This window comes from Halofilum ochraceum (genome assembly GCF_001614315.2).
Taxonomy (GTDB): Bacteria; Pseudomonadota; Gammaproteobacteria; order XJ16; family Halofilaceae; genus Halofilum; species Halofilum ochraceum.
On record NZ_LVEG02000001.1, the window covers coordinates 436,874 to 453,674 of the forward strand.

Annotated in this window: 16 protein-coding genes, 1 tRNA gene and 1 pseudogene; 10 read left to right on the forward strand and 8 right to left on the reverse strand. The window is 66.2% G+C overall.

All coding sequences use genetic code 11. The annotated features are described in order from the left end of the window. Window positions 1-46 precede the first annotated feature (46 nt). Complete coding sequence (htpG, locus tag A0W70_RS01990; protein WP_070987817.1) at window positions 47-2,005, forward strand: molecular chaperone HtpG; 1,959 nt, start codon at window positions 47-49, stop codon at window positions 2,003-2,005. A gap of 220 nt (window positions 2,006-2,225) precedes the next feature. Here the strand turns inward: htpG and rrtA are convergent, their stop codons facing one another. Together rrtA and A0W70_RS02000 are read right to left on the reverse strand one after the other, a co-directional pair. Further along, window positions 2,226-2,840 carry a rhombosortase gene (gene rrtA / locus A0W70_RS01995; RefSeq protein ID WP_070987819.1) on the reverse strand — a complete coding sequence of 205 codons (615 nt, stop codon included), beginning with the start codon at window positions 2,838-2,840 and terminating at the stop codon, window positions 2,226-2,228. Beyond that, window positions 2,837-3,082 (reverse strand): YcgL domain-containing protein, encoded by a 246-nt coding sequence (locus A0W70_RS02000; RefSeq protein ID WP_070987821.1) that lies wholly within the window; start codon window positions 3,080-3,082, stop codon window positions 2,837-2,839. The genes rrtA and A0W70_RS02000 overlap by 4 nt, the downstream gene beginning before the upstream one ends. Window positions 3,083-3,410: 328 nt before the next feature. On the opposite strand from A0W70_RS02000, the gene arsS reads away from it, so the two are divergent. The 3 genes from arsS to A0W70_RS02015 are packed head-to-tail and all read left to right on the forward strand — an operon-like array spanning window position 3,411 to window position 5,739. After that, entirely contained in the window at window positions 3,411-4,373 is a 963-nt protein-coding gene (gene arsS, locus A0W70_RS02005) for an arsenosugar biosynthesis radical SAM (seleno)protein ArsS (RefSeq protein ID WP_070987823.1), read from the forward strand. A 23-nt stretch (window positions 4,374-4,396) separates the two neighbouring features. Further along, window positions 4,397-5,086 (forward strand): TIGR04283 family arsenosugar biosynthesis glycosyltransferase, encoded by a 690-nt coding sequence (locus A0W70_RS02010; protein WP_070987825.1) that lies wholly within the window; start codon window positions 4,397-4,399, stop codon window positions 5,084-5,086. Further along, window positions 5,083-5,739 (forward strand): TIGR04282 family arsenosugar biosynthesis glycosyltransferase, encoded by a 657-nt coding sequence (locus A0W70_RS02015; RefSeq protein WP_070987827.1) that lies wholly within the window; start codon window positions 5,083-5,085, stop codon window positions 5,737-5,739. The genes A0W70_RS02010 and A0W70_RS02015 overlap by 4 nt, the downstream gene beginning before the upstream one ends. A 43-nt stretch (window positions 5,740-5,782) precedes the next feature. Here the strand turns inward: A0W70_RS02015 and A0W70_RS02020 are convergent, their stop codons facing one another. Both A0W70_RS02020 and asd read right to left on the reverse strand, forming a co-directional pair. Then, window positions 5,783-7,501: a diguanylate cyclase gene (locus A0W70_RS02020; RefSeq protein ID WP_070987829.1), complete on the reverse strand. Its 1,719-nt coding sequence runs from the start codon at window positions 7,499-7,501 to the stop codon at window positions 5,783-5,785. 68 nt (window positions 7,502-7,569) lie between these two features. After that, entirely contained in the window at window positions 7,570-8,451 is an 882-nt protein-coding gene (asd, locus tag A0W70_RS02025) for an archaetidylserine decarboxylase (RefSeq protein ID WP_425402592.1), read from the reverse strand. Window positions 8,452-8,683: 232 nt separating this feature from the next. On the opposite strand from asd, the gene prmB reads away from it, so the two are divergent. After that, window positions 8,684-9,601, forward strand: coding sequence for a 50S ribosomal protein L3 N(5)-glutamine methyltransferase (gene prmB / locus A0W70_RS02030; protein ID WP_070987834.1), 918 nt, complete (start codon window positions 8,684-8,686; stop codon window positions 9,599-9,601). Between the two features lie 72 nt (window positions 9,602-9,673). Continuing rightward, complete coding sequence (locus tag A0W70_RS02035; protein ID WP_217495358.1) at window positions 9,674-9,970, forward strand: FHA domain-containing protein; 297 nt, start codon at window positions 9,674-9,676, stop codon at window positions 9,968-9,970. Window positions 9,971-9,994: 24 nt separating this feature from the next. Here the strand turns inward: A0W70_RS02035 and A0W70_RS02040 are convergent, their stop codons facing one another. The 3 genes from A0W70_RS02040 to hpnD are packed head-to-tail and all read right to left on the reverse strand — an operon-like array spanning window position 9,995 to window position 12,875. Further along, window positions 9,995-10,693, reverse strand: coding sequence for an SDR family NAD(P)-dependent oxidoreductase (locus tag A0W70_RS02040; RefSeq protein ID WP_139150664.1), 699 nt, complete (start codon window positions 10,691-10,693; stop codon window positions 9,995-9,997). Further along, window positions 10,690-12,012 (reverse strand): hydroxysqualene dehydroxylase HpnE, encoded by a 1,323-nt coding sequence (gene hpnE / locus A0W70_RS02045; RefSeq protein ID WP_070987840.1) that lies wholly within the window; start codon window positions 12,010-12,012, stop codon window positions 10,690-10,692. The genes A0W70_RS02040 and hpnE overlap by 4 nt, the downstream gene beginning before the upstream one ends. Beyond that, on the reverse strand, window positions 12,009-12,875 hold the full coding sequence (hpnD, locus tag A0W70_RS02050) for a presqualene diphosphate synthase HpnD (RefSeq protein ID WP_070987842.1): 867 nt from the start codon (window positions 12,873-12,875) through the stop codon (window positions 12,009-12,011). The genes hpnE and hpnD overlap by 4 nt, the downstream gene beginning before the upstream one ends. Window positions 12,876-13,256: 381 nt before the next feature. Between hpnD and A0W70_RS16560 the strand changes: the two genes are divergently transcribed. From A0W70_RS16560 to A0W70_RS02075, 4 genes and pseudogenes are all read left to right on the forward strand, one after another. Then, window positions 13,257-13,583, forward strand: a complete 327-nt coding sequence (locus A0W70_RS16560) for a KTSC domain-containing protein (RefSeq protein WP_070987844.1) — start codon at window positions 13,257-13,259, stop codon at window positions 13,581-13,583. 108 nt (window positions 13,584-13,691) lie between these two features. Then, window positions 13,692-13,766 (forward strand) — tRNA-Glu (locus tag A0W70_RS02060). A gap of 776 nt (window positions 13,767-14,542) precedes the next feature. Beyond that, window positions 14,543-14,827: pseudogene (locus A0W70_RS02070) on the forward strand (integrase); the annotation flags it as partial. After that, window positions 14,824-15,675 (forward strand): hypothetical protein, encoded by an 852-nt coding sequence (locus tag A0W70_RS02075; RefSeq protein WP_139150665.1) that lies wholly within the window; start codon window positions 14,824-14,826, stop codon window positions 15,673-15,675. The pseudogene A0W70_RS02070 and the gene A0W70_RS02075, both read left to right, overlap by 4 nt. Window positions 15,676-16,035: 360 nt before the next feature. Here A0W70_RS02075 and A0W70_RS02080 read toward each other — a convergent pair whose 3' ends face one another. Further along, window positions 16,036-16,311, reverse strand: coding sequence for a hypothetical protein (locus A0W70_RS02080; RefSeq protein WP_070987852.1), 276 nt, complete (start codon window positions 16,309-16,311; stop codon window positions 16,036-16,038). Window positions 16,312-16,801 lie beyond the last annotated feature (490 nt).

The window sequence follows — 16,801 nt, forward strand, 5'->3', positions numbered from 1 at the left end:
GGCCCCACATGAGGGCCGTCGATCAACCACAAGGGAGAGGGACCGCATGTCCACCGGCGAAGCCCAGACCGAGACGTATCAATTCCAGGCGGAGGTCAATCAGCTCCTTAAGCTGGTGATCCATTCGCTGTATTCGAACCGCGACATTTTCCTGCGCGAACTGGTGTCCAACGCCTCTGACGCGCTGGACAAGCTGCGCTTCGAGGCGCTCACCGACGACTCGATTTCGGAGCACAGCGCCGACCTGAACATCACGGTCGATTACGACGCCGATGCCCGGACCGTCACCGTCAGTGACAATGGCATCGGGATGACCCGTGACGATGTGATCAACAACATCGGTACGATCGCGAAGTCCGGCACGCAGCAGTTCCTCGACCAGCTCACGGGCGACCAGAAGAAAGACGCCCAGTTGATCGGTCAGTTCGGCGTCGGTTTCTACTCCTCGTTCGTGGTCGCCGATCGGGTGGATCTGGTAAGCCGCCATGCCCGTGAGGGTGCCGAGGCGGCGGTACGCTGGTCGTCGGACGGCAGCGGCACGTTCACCCTCGAGTCGACGACCCGTGATGAACCCGGAACGGACGTCATCCTGCACCTCAACGAGGACTGCGCCGAGTTCGCCGATCAGGGGCGGCTGCGCTCGATCATCCGCAAGTATTCCGATCACATCTCGTTCCCGATCCGGATGCCCAAGCAGGACGAAGAGGGCAATCGCACGGAAGATTTCGAGACGGTCAACAGCGCCTCGGCCCTGTGGAAGCGGGCCCGCAAGGATATCTCCGAAGAGGAGTACAAGGAGTTCTACAAGCACATCGCGCACGACTTCGAGGATCCGCTCGCCTGGACGCACTCCCAGACCGAGGGCAAGTACGAATACACGACGCTGTTCTATATCCCGAAGCGGGCACCGTTCGATCTGTTCGATCGTGAGCGGGCGAAGCAGGGCATCAAGCTCTATGTCCAGCGCGTGTTCATCATGGATGACGCCGAGCACCTGATGCCGAACTATCTGCGCTTCGTGCGCGGGCTGGTCGATTCCAACGACCTGCCGCTCAACGTCTCGCGCGAGATCCTGCAGTCGAACCGGGTGATCGACCACATCCGCAGCGCCTCCGTGAAGAAAATCCTCGACCTGCTCGAGGACAAGGCGCAGAACGATCCGGAGCTCTACGCCCAGTTCTGGAGCGAGTTCGGCCAGGTACTCAAGGAAGGCCCGGTCGAGGACTTCGCCAACCGCGAGCGCCTGCTCGGGCTGCTGCGTTTCGCCTCCACGCATGAAGACACGCCGGAGCAGAAGGTCAGCCTCGACCAGTACATCGAACGCATGGCCGAGGGCCAGGAGAAGATCTGGTATGTCACGGCCGACAGCTTCGCGGCGGCGCAGAAGAGCCCGCATCTCGAGGTCTTCCGCAAGAAGGGCATCGAGGTGCTGCTGCTGCACGACCGCGTCGATGAGTGGCTGATGTCGCAGGTGGCCGAGTACAAAGGCATGAAGTTCGCCTCCGTTGCCAAGGGCGAGCTGGATTTCGAGCCCGAAACGGAAGACGAGACCGAAACGGAGGGTGCCGATGATCTGGCCGGGCGGATCGGCAAGGCCCTCGGCGATCAGGTCGGCGAGGTGCGCGTGTCGCGGCGCCTGACCAGTTCGCCCGCCTGTCTCGTGCTGGGCGAGGGCGATCTGGCGCTGCATATGCAGCATCTCCTGCGTCAGGCGGGCCATCACGTCCCGGACAGTCAGCCGACACTGGAGATCAATCCGGGCCATCCGCTGCTCAAGCGCATGGCCGGTCTCGAGGACGGCGAGCGGTTCGGGGAGTGGAGCCGGGTGCTGTTCGACCAGGCGGTCCTTGCCGAGGGTGGTCAGCTGGGCGACCCGGCGGCCTTCGTCAATCGCCTGAACGATCTGCTCGTGTCGTGGCCGGAAGCGGCGGCCGCGGCTGACCCCGAGAGCGGTTCCGAGGCCAGCGCCGAGGACGAGGGCGACCAGCGGACTGGCACCGCCTGACAGCGGATCGCCGTCGATGAAGACGCCCGTGAGGGCGGGACGAGAAGTCCCGTCCTCGCGGGTTTTTTTGTGCCCGGAACCGGGCGCAGGGGATCGTCAGGCGATCGCGAGCAAGCTCGCTCCTACAGGTGTACTCGCACCGGATTGCAGGATTCATGTAGGAGCGAGCTTGCTCGCGATCATCGACTCCGAGTGGACGCCGCGCGGATGGCGTCCGGCATCACTTCAGATCGCGGCCATCCTGATCATGGCTCCGCGCGCCGTGCAGCCGACGCGAGGCGAGCACGGCGAGACCCGCAAGCAGCCCGCCGATCGCGCCGTACAGATGGGCTTCGGTGACGACCGACCCGCCCGCGAGCGCGGCGGTGCCGGGCATGGCGCCGCTCCAGTATTCCCAGCCGAGTTTGGCGGCGATCGCCACCAGTACCGCCGCGGCAAAGAGCCGCTCCCGGTAATCGCCGAGCCCGGCGATGGCCCCGGCCACGATGAGTCCATGCAGCACACCCGACAGCCCGACATACCACCCGATACCCGGCTGCAGGAACCAGAGGCCGCCACTCACGCTGAGCGCGCAGGCGAGCCATACCCCGCCCCATGCGAGCGGCCGCAGCTGCGTGCCCACCAACGCGGCCGCAAGCGCGGTGCCGATGGCGTTGAGTACGAAATGGGCCGCTCCGAGATGCAGCAGGTGACCGGTTATGACGCGCCATAACTCGCCGGCGGCAATGGCGTCGCGGGAATAGCGCAGCAGTGGTGTCAGACCACTGACCTGCAGCAGGGCCGACAGCAGCAGGAGCGCCGTGACCGCCGACCAGAGGCGGGCCGCAGGGCTCACGTGGACTCGTAGTCCCGGTCGGGCATCTGCAGGTAGTAACCGTTGCGCTCGATGTGGTCGATTACGGTGCGCCCGTCGGTGCGCGCGAGGCTGCGCTCCGGGGTCAGCGCGAACTCGAATGCGAACTCGAGGCGCCCCAGATGCTGCAGCAGCTCGCCCGGGATGTGCTCGAAGGTCTCACCGCGGTCGGTGAGCAGGTAGGTGTCGTCACGCCGTGTGCTACGGTACACGAAACATTGCATGGGGCATCCCGTCGAGAGTCTCCGGCTGCGGCGCCGGCCGTTATTGTAGCGGCCGGCGCCGGGACGATACACGGATGCGATCGTTACGGGAACTCATGCGCGATTCCGCGATCGAACGCAGCGTACGGCGGTCGCTGGCACTGGGCCACTGACCGCGCAATACATCGTGTGGCCGGTTACGTGCGGTAACCGTGCTCAGCCATCCAATCGATCCACCGCCCCGGGCATCCGTGGCGCTTAAGCGCCCGCGATCGCCGGCATGGGTGAACAAGCAGCCCCCGTCGTCCGGGTCCTCGAGGCCGGGGGGCGTGGTTACGGAGAACGATCAATGCATGCAACGCTCCCGCATCTGAATACGCATCACTTCCCGGCGCTGACCCGGCGTTCGGTCAGCACGCTGCAGGTGAACATCGGCTACTACTGCAATCAGGCCTGCCTCCACTGCCACGTGAACGCGGGGCCCACGCGCAAGGAGATGATGGATCACGAGACCGCGTGCCAGGTGGTGGACTTCCTCGATGCGAGCGATGTGGGCACCCTCGACATCACCGGGGGCGCGCCCGAACTCCACGGCGAGTTCCGGTTCCTGGTCACGGAGGCGCGCCGCCGCGGGATCCACGTGATGGATCGCTGTAACCTGACCGTGCTCGAGCTTCCGGAGATGAAAGGGCTGGCCGAGTTCCTCGCGGAGAACCAAGTGGAGATTGTGGCCTCGCTGCCGTGCTACTCGAGCGAGAATGTCGACAAGCAGCGCGGCAGCGGCGTTTTCGACGCCTCGATCCAGGGCCTGCAGCGCCTGAATGCGCTCGGCTACGGAAAAGCCGATGGCACGCTGCCGCTGCATCTGGTGTTCAATCCGATCGGCCCGGCCCTGCCGCCGGATCAGGAGGCGCTGTGCGCGGACTACCGCGAGCGCCTGTGGGCGGATTTCGGGATCGAATTCACCGACCTGTTCTGCATGGCCAATCTGCCCATCCACCGCTTCGGCAGCACGCTGATCTCGCGGCGTCAGTTCGACGACTATATGGAACTGCTCAAATCCGCCCACAAGGACGAAAATCTGGACCAGGTCATGTGCCGCGATCTGATCAGCGTGGACTGGCGCGGTTACGTCTACGACTGCGATTTCAATCAGATGCTGGATCTGCCGCTGGGCGGCCACGATCAGCCGAAACGCCATATCACCGATCTCAATGCCGAGGCGCTGGCCGGCGAACCGATCAGCGTCTGCGGTCACTGCTATGGCTGCACCGCCGGACAGGGGTCCTCCTGCGGCGGCGCGCTCGCCTGAGCGGGCGGAACCCCGGGCCTGCCATGCAGCTGTCCGTCATCGTGCCGGCCCTGGATGAGGGCGCCGGGATCGCCGCGGCCCTGCGCACGCTCGCGCCGGTGCGCGCGCGGGGTGGCGAGATCATCCTCGTTGATGGCGGCAGCGTCGATGACACCGTCGCGCAGGCGCGGCCATTCGTGGATCGCGTGATCGACTCCACCCCGGGACGAGCGGTACAGATGAATGCCGGTGCGGCCGCGTCCCGCGGCGACTGGCTCTGGTTCGTGCATGCCGATTCCCGCATCGATGCGGCCGCCGTCACGGACCTCGAGGCCACCGCCGAACGGTCGCGACGCCGCTGGGCGCGCTTCGGCGTCCGCCTCTCGGGGGATCGTTTCCTGTTCCGTACCATCGCGTTCTTCATGAATGCGCGCTCCTGCCTGACGGGGATCGCCACGGGGGACCAGGGGATCGCCATGGAACGCGCCCTGTTCGAGTCGGTCGGGGGCTATCCTGAGCAGCCGCTGATGGAAGACATCGCGCTTTCGCGGCTGCTGCGCTCACACACGCGGCCCGCATGCCTGCCGGTACGGATCACCACGTCCAGCCGGCGCTGGGAACAGCGTGGCGCCTGGCGCACGATCTGGTTGATGTGGTCGCTTCGTTTTGCCTATTGGCGCGGGACCGACCCGGCATCGCTGGCGCAGCGCTACCGCGGCGGGGACCCGGCGTGAACGTGCGCATCGTCGTGTTCGCGAAGGCGCCGGTGCCGGGACGGGCCAAGACCCGCCTGATACCGGCGCTCGGCCCTGAGGGCGCGGCGCGGCTGCAGGCCGCGCTGCTGGAGGATGCCCTCCAGCGCGCCCGGGCCGCCGGGCCCGCTGGACTCGAGCTCTGGGGCACCGGAGACGACCCGCAGGGTTGCTTGCCGGCCGCCGCGGCCCGGCACGGTGCATCGCTTCGAGACCAGTGCGACGGCGATCTCGGCGCGCGCATGCAGCATGCGCTGGCCTGCGCGACCGCCGACGGCACGCCGGCCCTGGTGATCGGCACCGATGCGCCCGGACTGACGCCCGCGCGCATCGAGCAGGCGGGTGAGAGCCTCGCGCGCCACGATGCGGTCCTTGTGCCGGCACTTGATGGTGGCTATGTCCTGCTCGGCGCGCACGCGGCGCCGGCCGAGCTGTTCACCGGCATCGACTGGGGGACGGATCGCGTATTGGCGGCAACGCATGCGCGGCTGCGGACGCTCGGCTGGCGCGTCGATGAACGTCCGGTGGTATGGGATGTCGATGAGCCGGAAGACCTGGAGCGCGTACGTGCGCTCGGTGGGCACTGGCCGGCGTATCTCGACGGCTACCAGGGAGCGGAGCCGGCAGCGGACTGATCGGTCGAACGGCGCCGCCGGGACGACCGGGCAGTGGGCCGTATCACACCCGCGCGATCCCATTCAGACCGTCGTGATCCAGTTCCTTGGCCCGATAGACGCCGAGATCGAGCCGTTTGAGCAGGGAGCGACGCTGCTCGTCCGGTTCAAAACCGGTCAATGCGAACGCGGCCCCGACCGGGCCGAGCGGTGATGCCATGGTGGTCGCAAGGCCGTGGGCCAGTTTCGTGCACAGCCGCCAGGCACCTTCGGGATCGGTCCGTGGCGCCAGGATCATGAATTCGTCGCCGCCCCAGCGCGCGAACAGGTCAGTGTCGCGGAGATAGGACGCGATCGTGTTGGCCACGGTCTGCAGGGCGCGGTCACCGGCATCATGCCCGAGGGAGTCGTTGATCCGCTTGAAACCGTTGAGATCGAACATGATCAGGCTGACCGGCTGATCGAAACGCGAGGCTTCACGCAGTTCGTGGTCGAGATGCTGCTCGAAATGGGGGCGGTTGTGGATGCCGGTCAATTGGTCGGTGCTGGCCAGTCGCCGCAGTTCGGCCTCGATCTCCTTGCGACGGGTAATGTCGCTCATCACGATCTGCCAGGCCGGCTCATCGTTGTATGTGATCGGCATCGCCCGCAGTTCGACGTCCATCCCGAGGCCGTCCAGGCGCACGAATCGTTCCTCCGTCGGCTGGCTGCGCACCTCGCGCTCCAGGACGATGAGGCGTTCGCTCGCGGTGTCCATGTCCGCGTCGGCCAGGAAATCGTCGAATGAGGCGCCCAGCACTTCGCTGGCCGACTCGGCGCCGAGCAGCCGCGCGCCGGCGGGATTGATGAACAGGATTCTCCGGTCGCGATGGACCGCGATCGCGTCCGGCGACGCCTCCACCAGCGATCGATAGCGTTCCTCGCTCGCCCGCAGGGCGGAGTCGCGCTCACGCAGGGCGACTTCCAGCTCCTCGACATAGCCGTGCTCGATCGTCTGCATGATCTCGCCGAACCCGATCAGGCCGGTCAGCCGCCCGGCCCGGTCGACCACCCCGATGTGGCGGAACGATCCGGCCAGCATATGGTTGCGAGCGTTGAAGAGGCTGTCCTCCTCGCTCACCGTCTGCATGGGCCGGGTGGCCGCGTGGAGGCAGGAGGCGTCCATCCCGGCAGTGGCGACCTGGCGCAGGACGTCGCGCTCGGTCAGGATCGCGAAGTCGCCGGCACCGGTTTCCATGGCGACGGCGTCCCGGCCGTCGCGGCGCATCACGGCCGTTGCGGCGGACAGCGGATCGTGCGGGGCAACCATGGGGGGCGGGTCGCCCAGCACACTCGATACCCGCTGCAGGCGCATGAACCATTCAACGCCGTGGTTCAGCACCACGTCGCTCTGGGAAATGATGCCGATCGGCCGCTTGCGGGCGTCGACGACGAGGAAATGCCGGATGCCACGCTGCTTGAAACGGGTGGCGGCGTCGCCGATCGTGGTGCCCCCGGGCAGCGTCAGCACGGGGGCGTTCATGACATCCCGGATCGGTATCGCGGTGCCGTCGGCGGTTACGCAGTCTTCGGACAGGGCATCGCGTTCGGTCCAGATGCCAAGGACATCGTCGCCCTCGCGAACGATGATGGAGGAACAGCGGGCCGCGCTCATGCGCCGTGCGGCCTCGGCGACAGGGGTGTCCGGCGTGCATGCCAGCATGTCGGCCGACATGACGTCCGCCACGGTGAGGTCCGTCCCGGCTTTGCGGCGAGGCGGGGTGTTTGATTCGACTCGGCTCATTCCCTATATCCCCCCGACAGCCCGTGGTGGTGCCCGGCGATGCAGCCCACGACCGTCCCCGGATGACACTATGCCATCGACCGTGGCTCCGCGCCCGTGCGGCTTGTCCGGGCCAATTCCATGCCGACCCGTACGCGCTCCCCGGGCGGCGGCACATTATCGAGCGGCAGAGCCGGCGGCGTGAGCACGATCACCGTCGATCCCATGTTGAACCGGCCCATTTCGCTCCCGCGTTTGATCGTTGGTCCGTGGTCGCCATATTCGGTGTGGATCACGCTGCGCCCGCGCGGCGGCGTCACCAACCCGGACCAGACGGTCTCGATGGCGGCCACGTTGATTGCTCCGACGAGGACGAGACCGAGCGGGCCATGGTCCGTGTCGAACAGTGCCACCACGCGCTCGTTGCGGGCGAACAGGCCGGGGATGCTGCGTACGGTCCACGGGGCGACGGACCAGAGACGTCCAGGGACATGGCACATCCGGCGCAGCGTTCCGGTGAGCGGCATGTGGATCCGGTGATAGTCGCCAGGCGCCAGGTACAGGGTCGCGAAGCTGCCATCCGTGAACGGTTCCGCGTCGCGCGGATCGCCGCCCAGGAGGTCGACGAGGCCGTAGTCGATACCCTTCGCCTGGTAGAGCCGGCCCGCCTCGATCCTGCCGGCCTGCGAGACGCGGCCGTCCACGGGACTGACCGGCATGCCCTCATCGCCGCCGATGGGGCGGGCTCCGGGCCGCAGCGGGCGCGTGAAGAACGCGTTGAACGACGGGTACGCGGCGGGGTCGGGGTCGGCGGCCTCGTCCATATCGGCGCCGAAAGCCCGTATGAACCAACGTACGACGGGATCCTTGAGGCGGGTCCTCAGACGCGTGAGACGCAGGGTGAGCCGCGATACCGCATGCTGCGGCAGGCAGCCGAGCAGCAGCACCCGGAGGCGATCGAGGAGCGACAGAGATGGGCGCGATCCGTTCGTCATATCATTGCAGTCGGCGCGATTCGATGAAGGACGCGGGCCTGAGGAGCGCATTGCAGGGCACGTTCTGTGTCTCCAGTCGGGGTGGCTGACGAGGGGGAGTGAGTCCCGGATCGCACGGGCCGTATAATCCCCATGCGCGCCGGACCCGCCTCCGGTCCACGCGCACGGAACCGACATCATTCCCTCTGACCCGATTGCAGGCAAGCCCATGAAGATACCGCAGCCGCCGGCGACGTTGCTCGAACTGGTCGACTGGGCCGAGCAACGCCTCGCGACGGCGCCTTTGGCCTACGGTCACGGGACCGATAATCCCCGCGATGAAGCGGCGTGGCTGGTGCTCGCGGGGGCCGGCTTCGCACCGGATGATCCGGCGATCGATCCTGACACCGCCGTCGATGCCGCCGCGGTTGAGACGATCGGAGGGTGGGTTCAGCGAAGGATCGAAGAACGCTTGCCGACCGCGTACCTGACCGGGCGTGCATGGTTCGCCGGGTTGCCGTTCCGGGTCAACGAGCATGTCCTCGTACCGCGTTCGCCACTGGCGGAGCCGATCGCTGAGCGGTTCGCTCCGTGGATCGGCGAGCGGCCGCTGGAACGGATCCTCGAGATCGGGACCGGCTGCGGATGTATCGCCGCCGCCTGCGCACACGCATTTCCGGAGGCCCGCGTGGACGCAACCGATATCGACGACGGGGCCCTCGCCCTGGCCGCGACGAATCTGGCCGAACTCGGGCTGGATGATCGAGTCGCTCTGCACAGGGCGGATCTTTTCGATGGCCTTCCACGGAGGCGTTACGACCTCATCGTGAGCAATCCGCCTTATGTGGACCGTGCCGCGATGGCCGCCCTGCCGGCCGAATACCGCCATGAACCCGGATCCGCACTGGGCGCGGGGGAGGATGGGCTGGACGTGATCGCCCCCCTGTTGATGGCCGCTGGTGACTGGCTGGTCGAGGACGGGCTCCTCGTCGTGGAAACGGGTCGTGCCGGCGCGGCACTGACCGCACGCTGGCCCCGGTTGCCGTTGACCTGGCTGGAATTCGATCATGGTGGCGAGGGTGTGTTCGTGATCGAGGCCGACGCACTGCGCGGTCACGATTTCAGCGCGGACGGACGCAGCGGCTGACGGGGTGAACAGCATGACCTTCAGGGCGATCTGTGCTGGAATGGCGACCATTGTCATGACATGGAGGCGGGCATGAAACTGGATGGAACGTGGCTGATCGGGCGCGCGACGGGGACCGCCTCCGCGGGCACCAACTTCCTGGCACTCGATCATCCCACGGTCAGCCAGCGCCATGCCGAGTTGCTGGTGCTGTCCGGCACCTATTATCTGACCGATCTGGGGTCGCGGAACGGCACCTGGCGTCAACGGGACGGACGTACCGAGCGGTTCTCCGAGGGCTACGTCGAACCGCACGAGCGGGTGTATTTCGGCGGCTGCGAAGTGCGCGTGGGGGACCTCCTTGCCTCGGCCTACACCCGCACACCATGAATCCGCTCCCGTATCAATTCCGCATCAGTCGCTGACAAGCCGGGACAGGATTCCCGGCACGGCGGCTTCGGGCACCGGCATCTCCTCGGGCAGCGCGCCCGGAAACGCCTGGCGGCGCATCGGCGTGCGCATGGGGCCGGGATCGCAGTATTCGACCCGGATGCGCGCATTGCCTTCGAGTTCATCGCGGAAGATGTCCGCGAGCGCGTTCACGCCGGCCTTGGATACGCCGTAGGCGCCCCAATAGGCGCTCTGGCGCTGTTCGCCGAGGAACAGCACGATCGGATCCAGGCTTTTCCGCAGCAGCGGTATGACGGCCTGGGTCAGCAGCATCGGCGCGGTCAGATTCACCTGCAGCACGCGGGCCCATTCGAGGGGCTCGTAGTGTTCCAGCGGCGTCTGTGAGCCGAGCATCGCGGCATTGTGGATGACCGCGTCGAGATGCCCGCATTGCTCACCGACCCGGTCCGCGAGTTCCGCGTAGTCGGCGGGCGTCGCGCCCTCGAGATCAAGCGGGTAGATCGCCGGCTGCGGGCCACCGTCGGCGACGATCGCGTCGTATACGGTCTCGAGCTTGTGGACGGTGCGCCCGAGCAGAATGACCTCCGCTCCGGCCCTCCCGGCTGTCCGGGCGAGGGCGGCGCCGAGGCCGTCACCCGCACCGGTGATAAGGATGGTGCGCCCCTGCAGGTCGGGCGTCTGCGGTGTCATGGCGTCGCTCACTGTCTGTCGCTCCCGTCGTTGATGGCCTCGGCGCAAAGCCGGCCGGCCCGGACCGCGCCCTCGATGGTGGCCGGCAGGCCCGTGTCCACGTGGTCGCCGGCATACCACAGACCCGGTCGGGGCCCGGTGGTGTCGACCCGCAGCGACTCGATCCCGGGTCGGGGATCAAAAGTGGCGCGTTTATCGCGGACCACTCCGAGTATGCGCGGTGCCGGCCCCGTATGCGCATCGGCATCCGCTGCCAGTTGCTCGATCACGGCACGGGCCAGTTCGTCCCGGCTCATCCGCTCATGCGGTCCCTGGCCACTGACCACCACCGCCAGCACACCGGGCGAGCCCGTAAGGCGTCGGTCGAACAACCATTGACCCGGCGCGTCCAGACGCCCGGTCATGGGCAGGCCGGGTAGTCGACCACGGGCAGGGTCGGGGCCGTAGTCGAGGTACACGGTGGCGATCGGCGCAGCACCGAGCGCCTGCAGGCGGCGGGCATGGTCCGCGCTTTCGGCGTCCCCGGGCAGCAGTCGCGCTGCCGCCGTCGGGTCCGTCGCCAGCACTACGTCGTCGAAAATCGTGTTCGCGCAGTCGAGCCGCCAGCCGTGCGTCTCGGGCACCAGCGCGCGGACCCGGGTGCCCGTATGCACCCGTTGGCCCCGTTCGATCAGCCAGTCCCGGGCGGGACGCGGGAAGAGGGCGCCCAGGTCGACGGTCGGGAACAGCAGATCGCTGGCGGGCCGGCTCTGGAACGCCTCCTGCAGGACGCGCGCGAGCAGCCGTGCCGACGCGTGTTCGGGCGCGGCATTCAGGGCCGCCAGGCACAGCGGCCCCCAGAGGCGTTCGATCACGGCGCGCGGTTGACCGCAGGCGGCCAGCCACTCCGCTGCCGGCTGGTCCTGGACCGGGAGGCGACGCAGCGCGGGCGCGCAGGCCAGGGCCCGCAGCCGGTCGGCTGCGCGCACGCCCCGCATGGTCGCCAGCGCCCAGGCCAGCGCGGCGCGTCCGCCATGCCGCGGAGTCCGCACCTCGAACACCGCGTCCGCGGCCTCGAGCCGCAGTGCAAGCGGCTCGCGCCGCAGTACACGCTCGGGATCCACGCCTACGGTCCGCATCGCGTCGAGTGTCGCGTGATACGCGCCAAGCAGGAGGTGCTGGCCGTTGTCGAGCGTGTGCCCGTCGAGCGCGAGGCGCCGCGCGCGTCCGCCCGGTTCCGCACCGGCCTCGAAGAGGCTGACCGTAAATCCGTGCCGGGTCAGATCCACGGCGGTGGTCAGACCGGACCAGCCGCCGCCGATGATGGCGACCCGCCGGCCACCTGCACTCATGCCGCGCGCTTATTCCGTCGCCGATGGCGCGCTTCCGCGCGCGCGGTCCGCCAGGCGATCCAGAGCTTGCGCAGCGGTGTCAGAGCGACGCGGTGTTCCAGAACCCGGTAGCCGTCACGTTCGATCTCGTCCAGCAGCGTCAGGTAGATACGCGCCATGATGATCCCGCTGCGCTGGGCGTGGCGATCACCGGAGGGCAGGGCCGCGAACGCCCGGTCATAGTACGTCCGCGCGCGCTGGGCCTGTGCCTCGAACAGTCGGCGAACGTGCTCGGGCGTCGATGGCTGCAGCAGTTCACCCGGTTTGACGCCGTAGGCGTCGAGTTCCTCTCCCGGGATGTAGATGCGCCCGCGCATCGCGTCCTCGCGCACGTCGCGCAGGATGTTGGTGAGCTGGAAGGCCATGCCGAGGTCGCGGGCGTACTCCCGGGTGCCCGCGTCTTCATAGCCGAAGATCTCGGCCGAGAGCAGGCCGACCACCGAGGCCACGCGCCAGCAGTAGGTCTCGAGATCGGCGAAGGTCGCGTAGCCGGCATGGTCGATGTCCATCTCCATGCCGTTGATGATCTCGTGGAAGTGCTCGCGTGGCAGGTCGAACGCTTCGACCATCGGGGCAAGTGCCCGGCCCACCGGGTGGTTGGCCTGACCGGCGAACAGCCGCTCGACCTCCGCGCGCCACCAGGCCATTTTCATGCGCGCCGCCTCGGTCTCCGAGACTTCGTCGACGACGTCATCCACTTCCCGGCAGAACGCGTACAGCGCCGTAATCGCGCGGCGCCGCTGTTCGGGCAGGAACAGGAAGCTGTAGTAGAAGCTCGACCCGCTCGCGGCGGCCTTCTGTTGGCAGTACTGATCGGGATCCATGGCGACGCGGCCCGGTAAGCGACCGGGAATTCTAGCAGACCATACCGCCCACGGGCCGCCCCGAAACGGGCACGCAAGCTCCGCGATGACGGCTCGTTACGGCGCCGCCGGCGCGTGGCGGGGCGATAAAGCGATCGAGGGCGAGCGAGGCCGGCAAGCCTGTATAGGCCGGGGCCGCGTGATACAATCGACTGGAATCCGATCGGCGTCCAAGCGGCGCCCGTTGACCGGAGGGCGCGTGCCCACCATGTACCATCCTCCGGCCGCCTTTGAGGCTGGCCTGCCCCGATGCCGCCGCATATCCGTGCCGGTTCCCGGGCAGCTTCGGGCCGCGTTCGCCGTGCAATCCACACAGGGGTAATCCCAGGGAATAGAACCGTCATGAACAGCCCGATCGTCCACGAAAAGCATACCCGGCCCGAGCAGGTCGAAGTCCATATGCAGGACGTGAAGTCCCGCAGCATCCGCCGCCTCGGCTACAACCCCGAGACGCAGCAGCTCGTGATCCAGTTCTACGACTCCCTGCCGGGGCTGAGGACCGTGTATTCGCCGGTGCCGCAGGAGGTCGTCGATGGCCTGATGAACGCGAAATCGATGGGCCAGTATCTCGAGGAAAATATCCGCTACACCTATGATTTCGCGCTGATCGACGAAGACGGCCTCGTCGACCCGGAAAAGACCCGCCAGCGCAGGGACGGCGAAATCTGAACCGCGGTTGCGTTGACAGACGCGATCGGCTTACGTACATTTCGCGCGGTTCGCGCAAGGCCGGGGTCGAGCCCTTTCGCCCCACGCCAGCCCGAAACGAAAAAACAGGTCCCCATCGTCTAACGGTTAGGACACTGCCCTTTCACGGCAGTAATAGGGGTTCGAATCCCCTTGGGGACGCCATATAAATCAGGGAGTTACGAAACTCCCTGATCCCAAAAGCCCATCGTACGGAACGGGTACGGAAATTGATCGTCCCTTCCGCCCTGTTCCGTACGGGGGGTTATCGAAGCCCCGCCACGGTTCGCCCGTGCGGGGCTTTCTACGTCAGGGGATGCACCGGGTAGCTGCGCGGCTAGTATCTGCATCCGTCACGTCGAACGTCATGGCACAGCCCCGACGCGAGTCCGGGGTCAGCCGACAGGGGAACGTGCAGCGCCGAACAGTCCGACTGGCGGGGTTTTCTCGTCAGGGTCTCCCGGCGTGCGCGGGGCAGTGACCAGCGATCTCGCCGCAGTGGCAAGGTCAGGGGTATCCTGCGTACATTACCAAAACCCGCCGCCGCCTCTGGCAATTCCGGCCACCGAGCCACAGGGGGAGGCGCTGGCGGATCGGACCTGGGCCGCCTTGTTCATCCCATGTCAGCTCTACCGCCAGCCATTACGAGACATTCTTCTGAGTCGGAACGTGGGCCCTCGTGTAGCTGCCAGCCTCCAGCGAGGAAGCGTCATCTTTCCGTAGTCCGATTGTCTTGTCGATCGCCTCGGCACCTGGCTGCGCGACCAACCCGGCCGGATTCTCGAGAAGTCGAGCTCCGAGGTTCTCCGCAATCCCGGGGCCGCCATTCCAGATCAGAATTTCGAGGTGCCGCGTTGGGTCCAGTGCGCCGCGGAACAGGTTCGCCCGTAGCTCGGCCCGCTGCTCGCGCCGCATGTGTAGCGTATGGGACCGCAGAGCCGCTGTCGGATGTGGCGTTAATCAATGTATGCAAGCGCATCGGAATCGATGCCACGCCGTACGGGTTCCGGTCGAGTTTCAAGGATTGGGCGCGCGACCGCTCGGCCTACGCGGATGAGGTGCCTGAGTTGGCCCTGGCGCACGTCAATTCCGACGCCACGCGCGCCGCATATGCCCGCGGCGAATTGCTGGCGCAGCGCACGAACCTGATGGCCGATTGGGCGAAGTTTCTACGCGAACCGAAGGCAACGGGCACGGTGACGCCGACCAAGGAGGCGCAGACTTGAGCAACAACGCCTTTCCTGACTGGACCCCAGCCGAGTTGTCGGCCTGGCTCAACGCGATAGAAGGTAAGTTTCCACAAGAGCAAGTCGCCTATTACCGGCGCCTTGCCAGTGATGAACGAATGCGCGAGGTCTGGGAGTGGTTCGACACGATTAAGGCGGATTTGGGGCGCTGGGAAGACGGCAGTCCCATGGATTTTGTTCTCCGTTGCGAGCGAGCCATGCAGATTCCTTGGAAACCAGGAAACATGGCTCAAAAGCAGCGAGATGAGTACCTCCAGAAAGTGCGGCGGCACGCCGAAGAATTGCTGGAACTACTAGAGGATACTCGCTACGACTGCTCCTGGGATGAGGGCACAGAGTTAGACACCGACGATCCAGAAATCGAGAAACGTATAGGTGATAACGTTACTGGTACGGCACGGTTTGCCGAGTTGCGAGGTTACGATCTTGTCCTGTCTTACTTTGCGCGAGGCGATGGCCGTCTTTTCGAGCTGCCTTGGGATTACCCCGAGTCCTGTCTTACCAATCAACTTCATGGTGTAGTCGCATGGACCCATAAGGATGATTTCTGGGGCCGCAATCTGGCTTCGAGTACGCCATTTCAGCAATCTTTCAGAACGTTAAGGCCGCAGCACTTCAATTGCACGCTCTATGAGGACGTGGGTAGGTTCGGAGTCAAAATACCGTTTCGAGTTCTCGCCGCGATCACGAACGTCGCTCTGGAGCTGCCGCCGGAACAACAGGTTGACGAAGAAACGGCTCGCAAACATGTTGCCCGCTATCTCGAACGTCGCGACGAGCCCCAAGAACCCGGGTCTGCGGCAGTTCCGCCTCTGTTGGACTTCTAATCCAGAATCGAAATTGGCCGATAATGATTGGGTGTAACTAAGATGCGGGCGATGTACGGATCGTCCAATACCCTGAAACTACCCTTGAGATCTGGCGGGCGGCCGGACCAGGGTACGATACAAGACTGGACTAGAGTTGACGGATCGACCGGAGGCTCGCGCGGCGCTCTAAGCAAATGGGAGATCAAGCGGTTGGAACAACCCGGGGACGAGGCCGAGCGCGTGAGTTGGTAGGGAAACCGAGTGATATTGTGGGGTTCAAGTGGACCCCCGCAAAGGCAGTACGGAACCGGCGCTGGCGCTGAGATCAGGCCGGCCGGGGGCCCATCTCGTCCGAGCCCATGATCCGCTCGGCAGCACTCATCGCGGCCGCTTTCGCCGCCGTATCCCAAAAACGCCCTCGCGCTCGGGCGCGGCCCGCAGCACATCGAGGCCGGCGCCCGGCCGCGGTGGATCGTCGCGGGTGTACGCGACGTAGCGCACGAGCTCAGCAATCGCGCGATGCAGTGCGCCCCGGTCGATCGGCTCGCCGGCGGCCGCGGACAGGTCGACCGCGGTCGACAGTCGCCCTTGGATCTCGCGGCCGAGCGCCGCGAGTGTGGCCTCACGATCGATCGCAGCCAGACTCCCTCCCACTCGATCGCCTGGAGCAAGCCGGGATTCGAATAGAGCGCTTCCACTCGTCGGCCCAGACCCAACTTTGACAGTTCCAAGTAACACGCTCACCAACAAACTCGCGCGGGCGGTCTGCGTGCTGCTCCATCGCCAAGAGCCGTTCCGCGCCGCGGCGTTGGTGAACTGAAGCCGGAGGTCACGACCGGCAAAGCGACGTTCAATCCGCGTCAGTCAAGTCAATGAGGTGACATCACCGAGTGAGCGCAAGCGCTGATCGAGATGGCGGCGACCGGCGGTTCGGCACACCCCAAGGCCGGCAAAAAAAAAGCGGCTCCATCGGAAGCCTCTAAGCTATTTGGCCCGGGCGTGCGCGATGCTCCATCCTGGCCAGAGGCGAAACGCCTGCAATTCGAGGCCGAATACATTGGCGTAGCCGGCTCCCTCCGATCGACGGTCGGTGCTTGCATCACGGCGGCGGTCCATACATTTTTTAGGATTTCCTTGTCCTCCT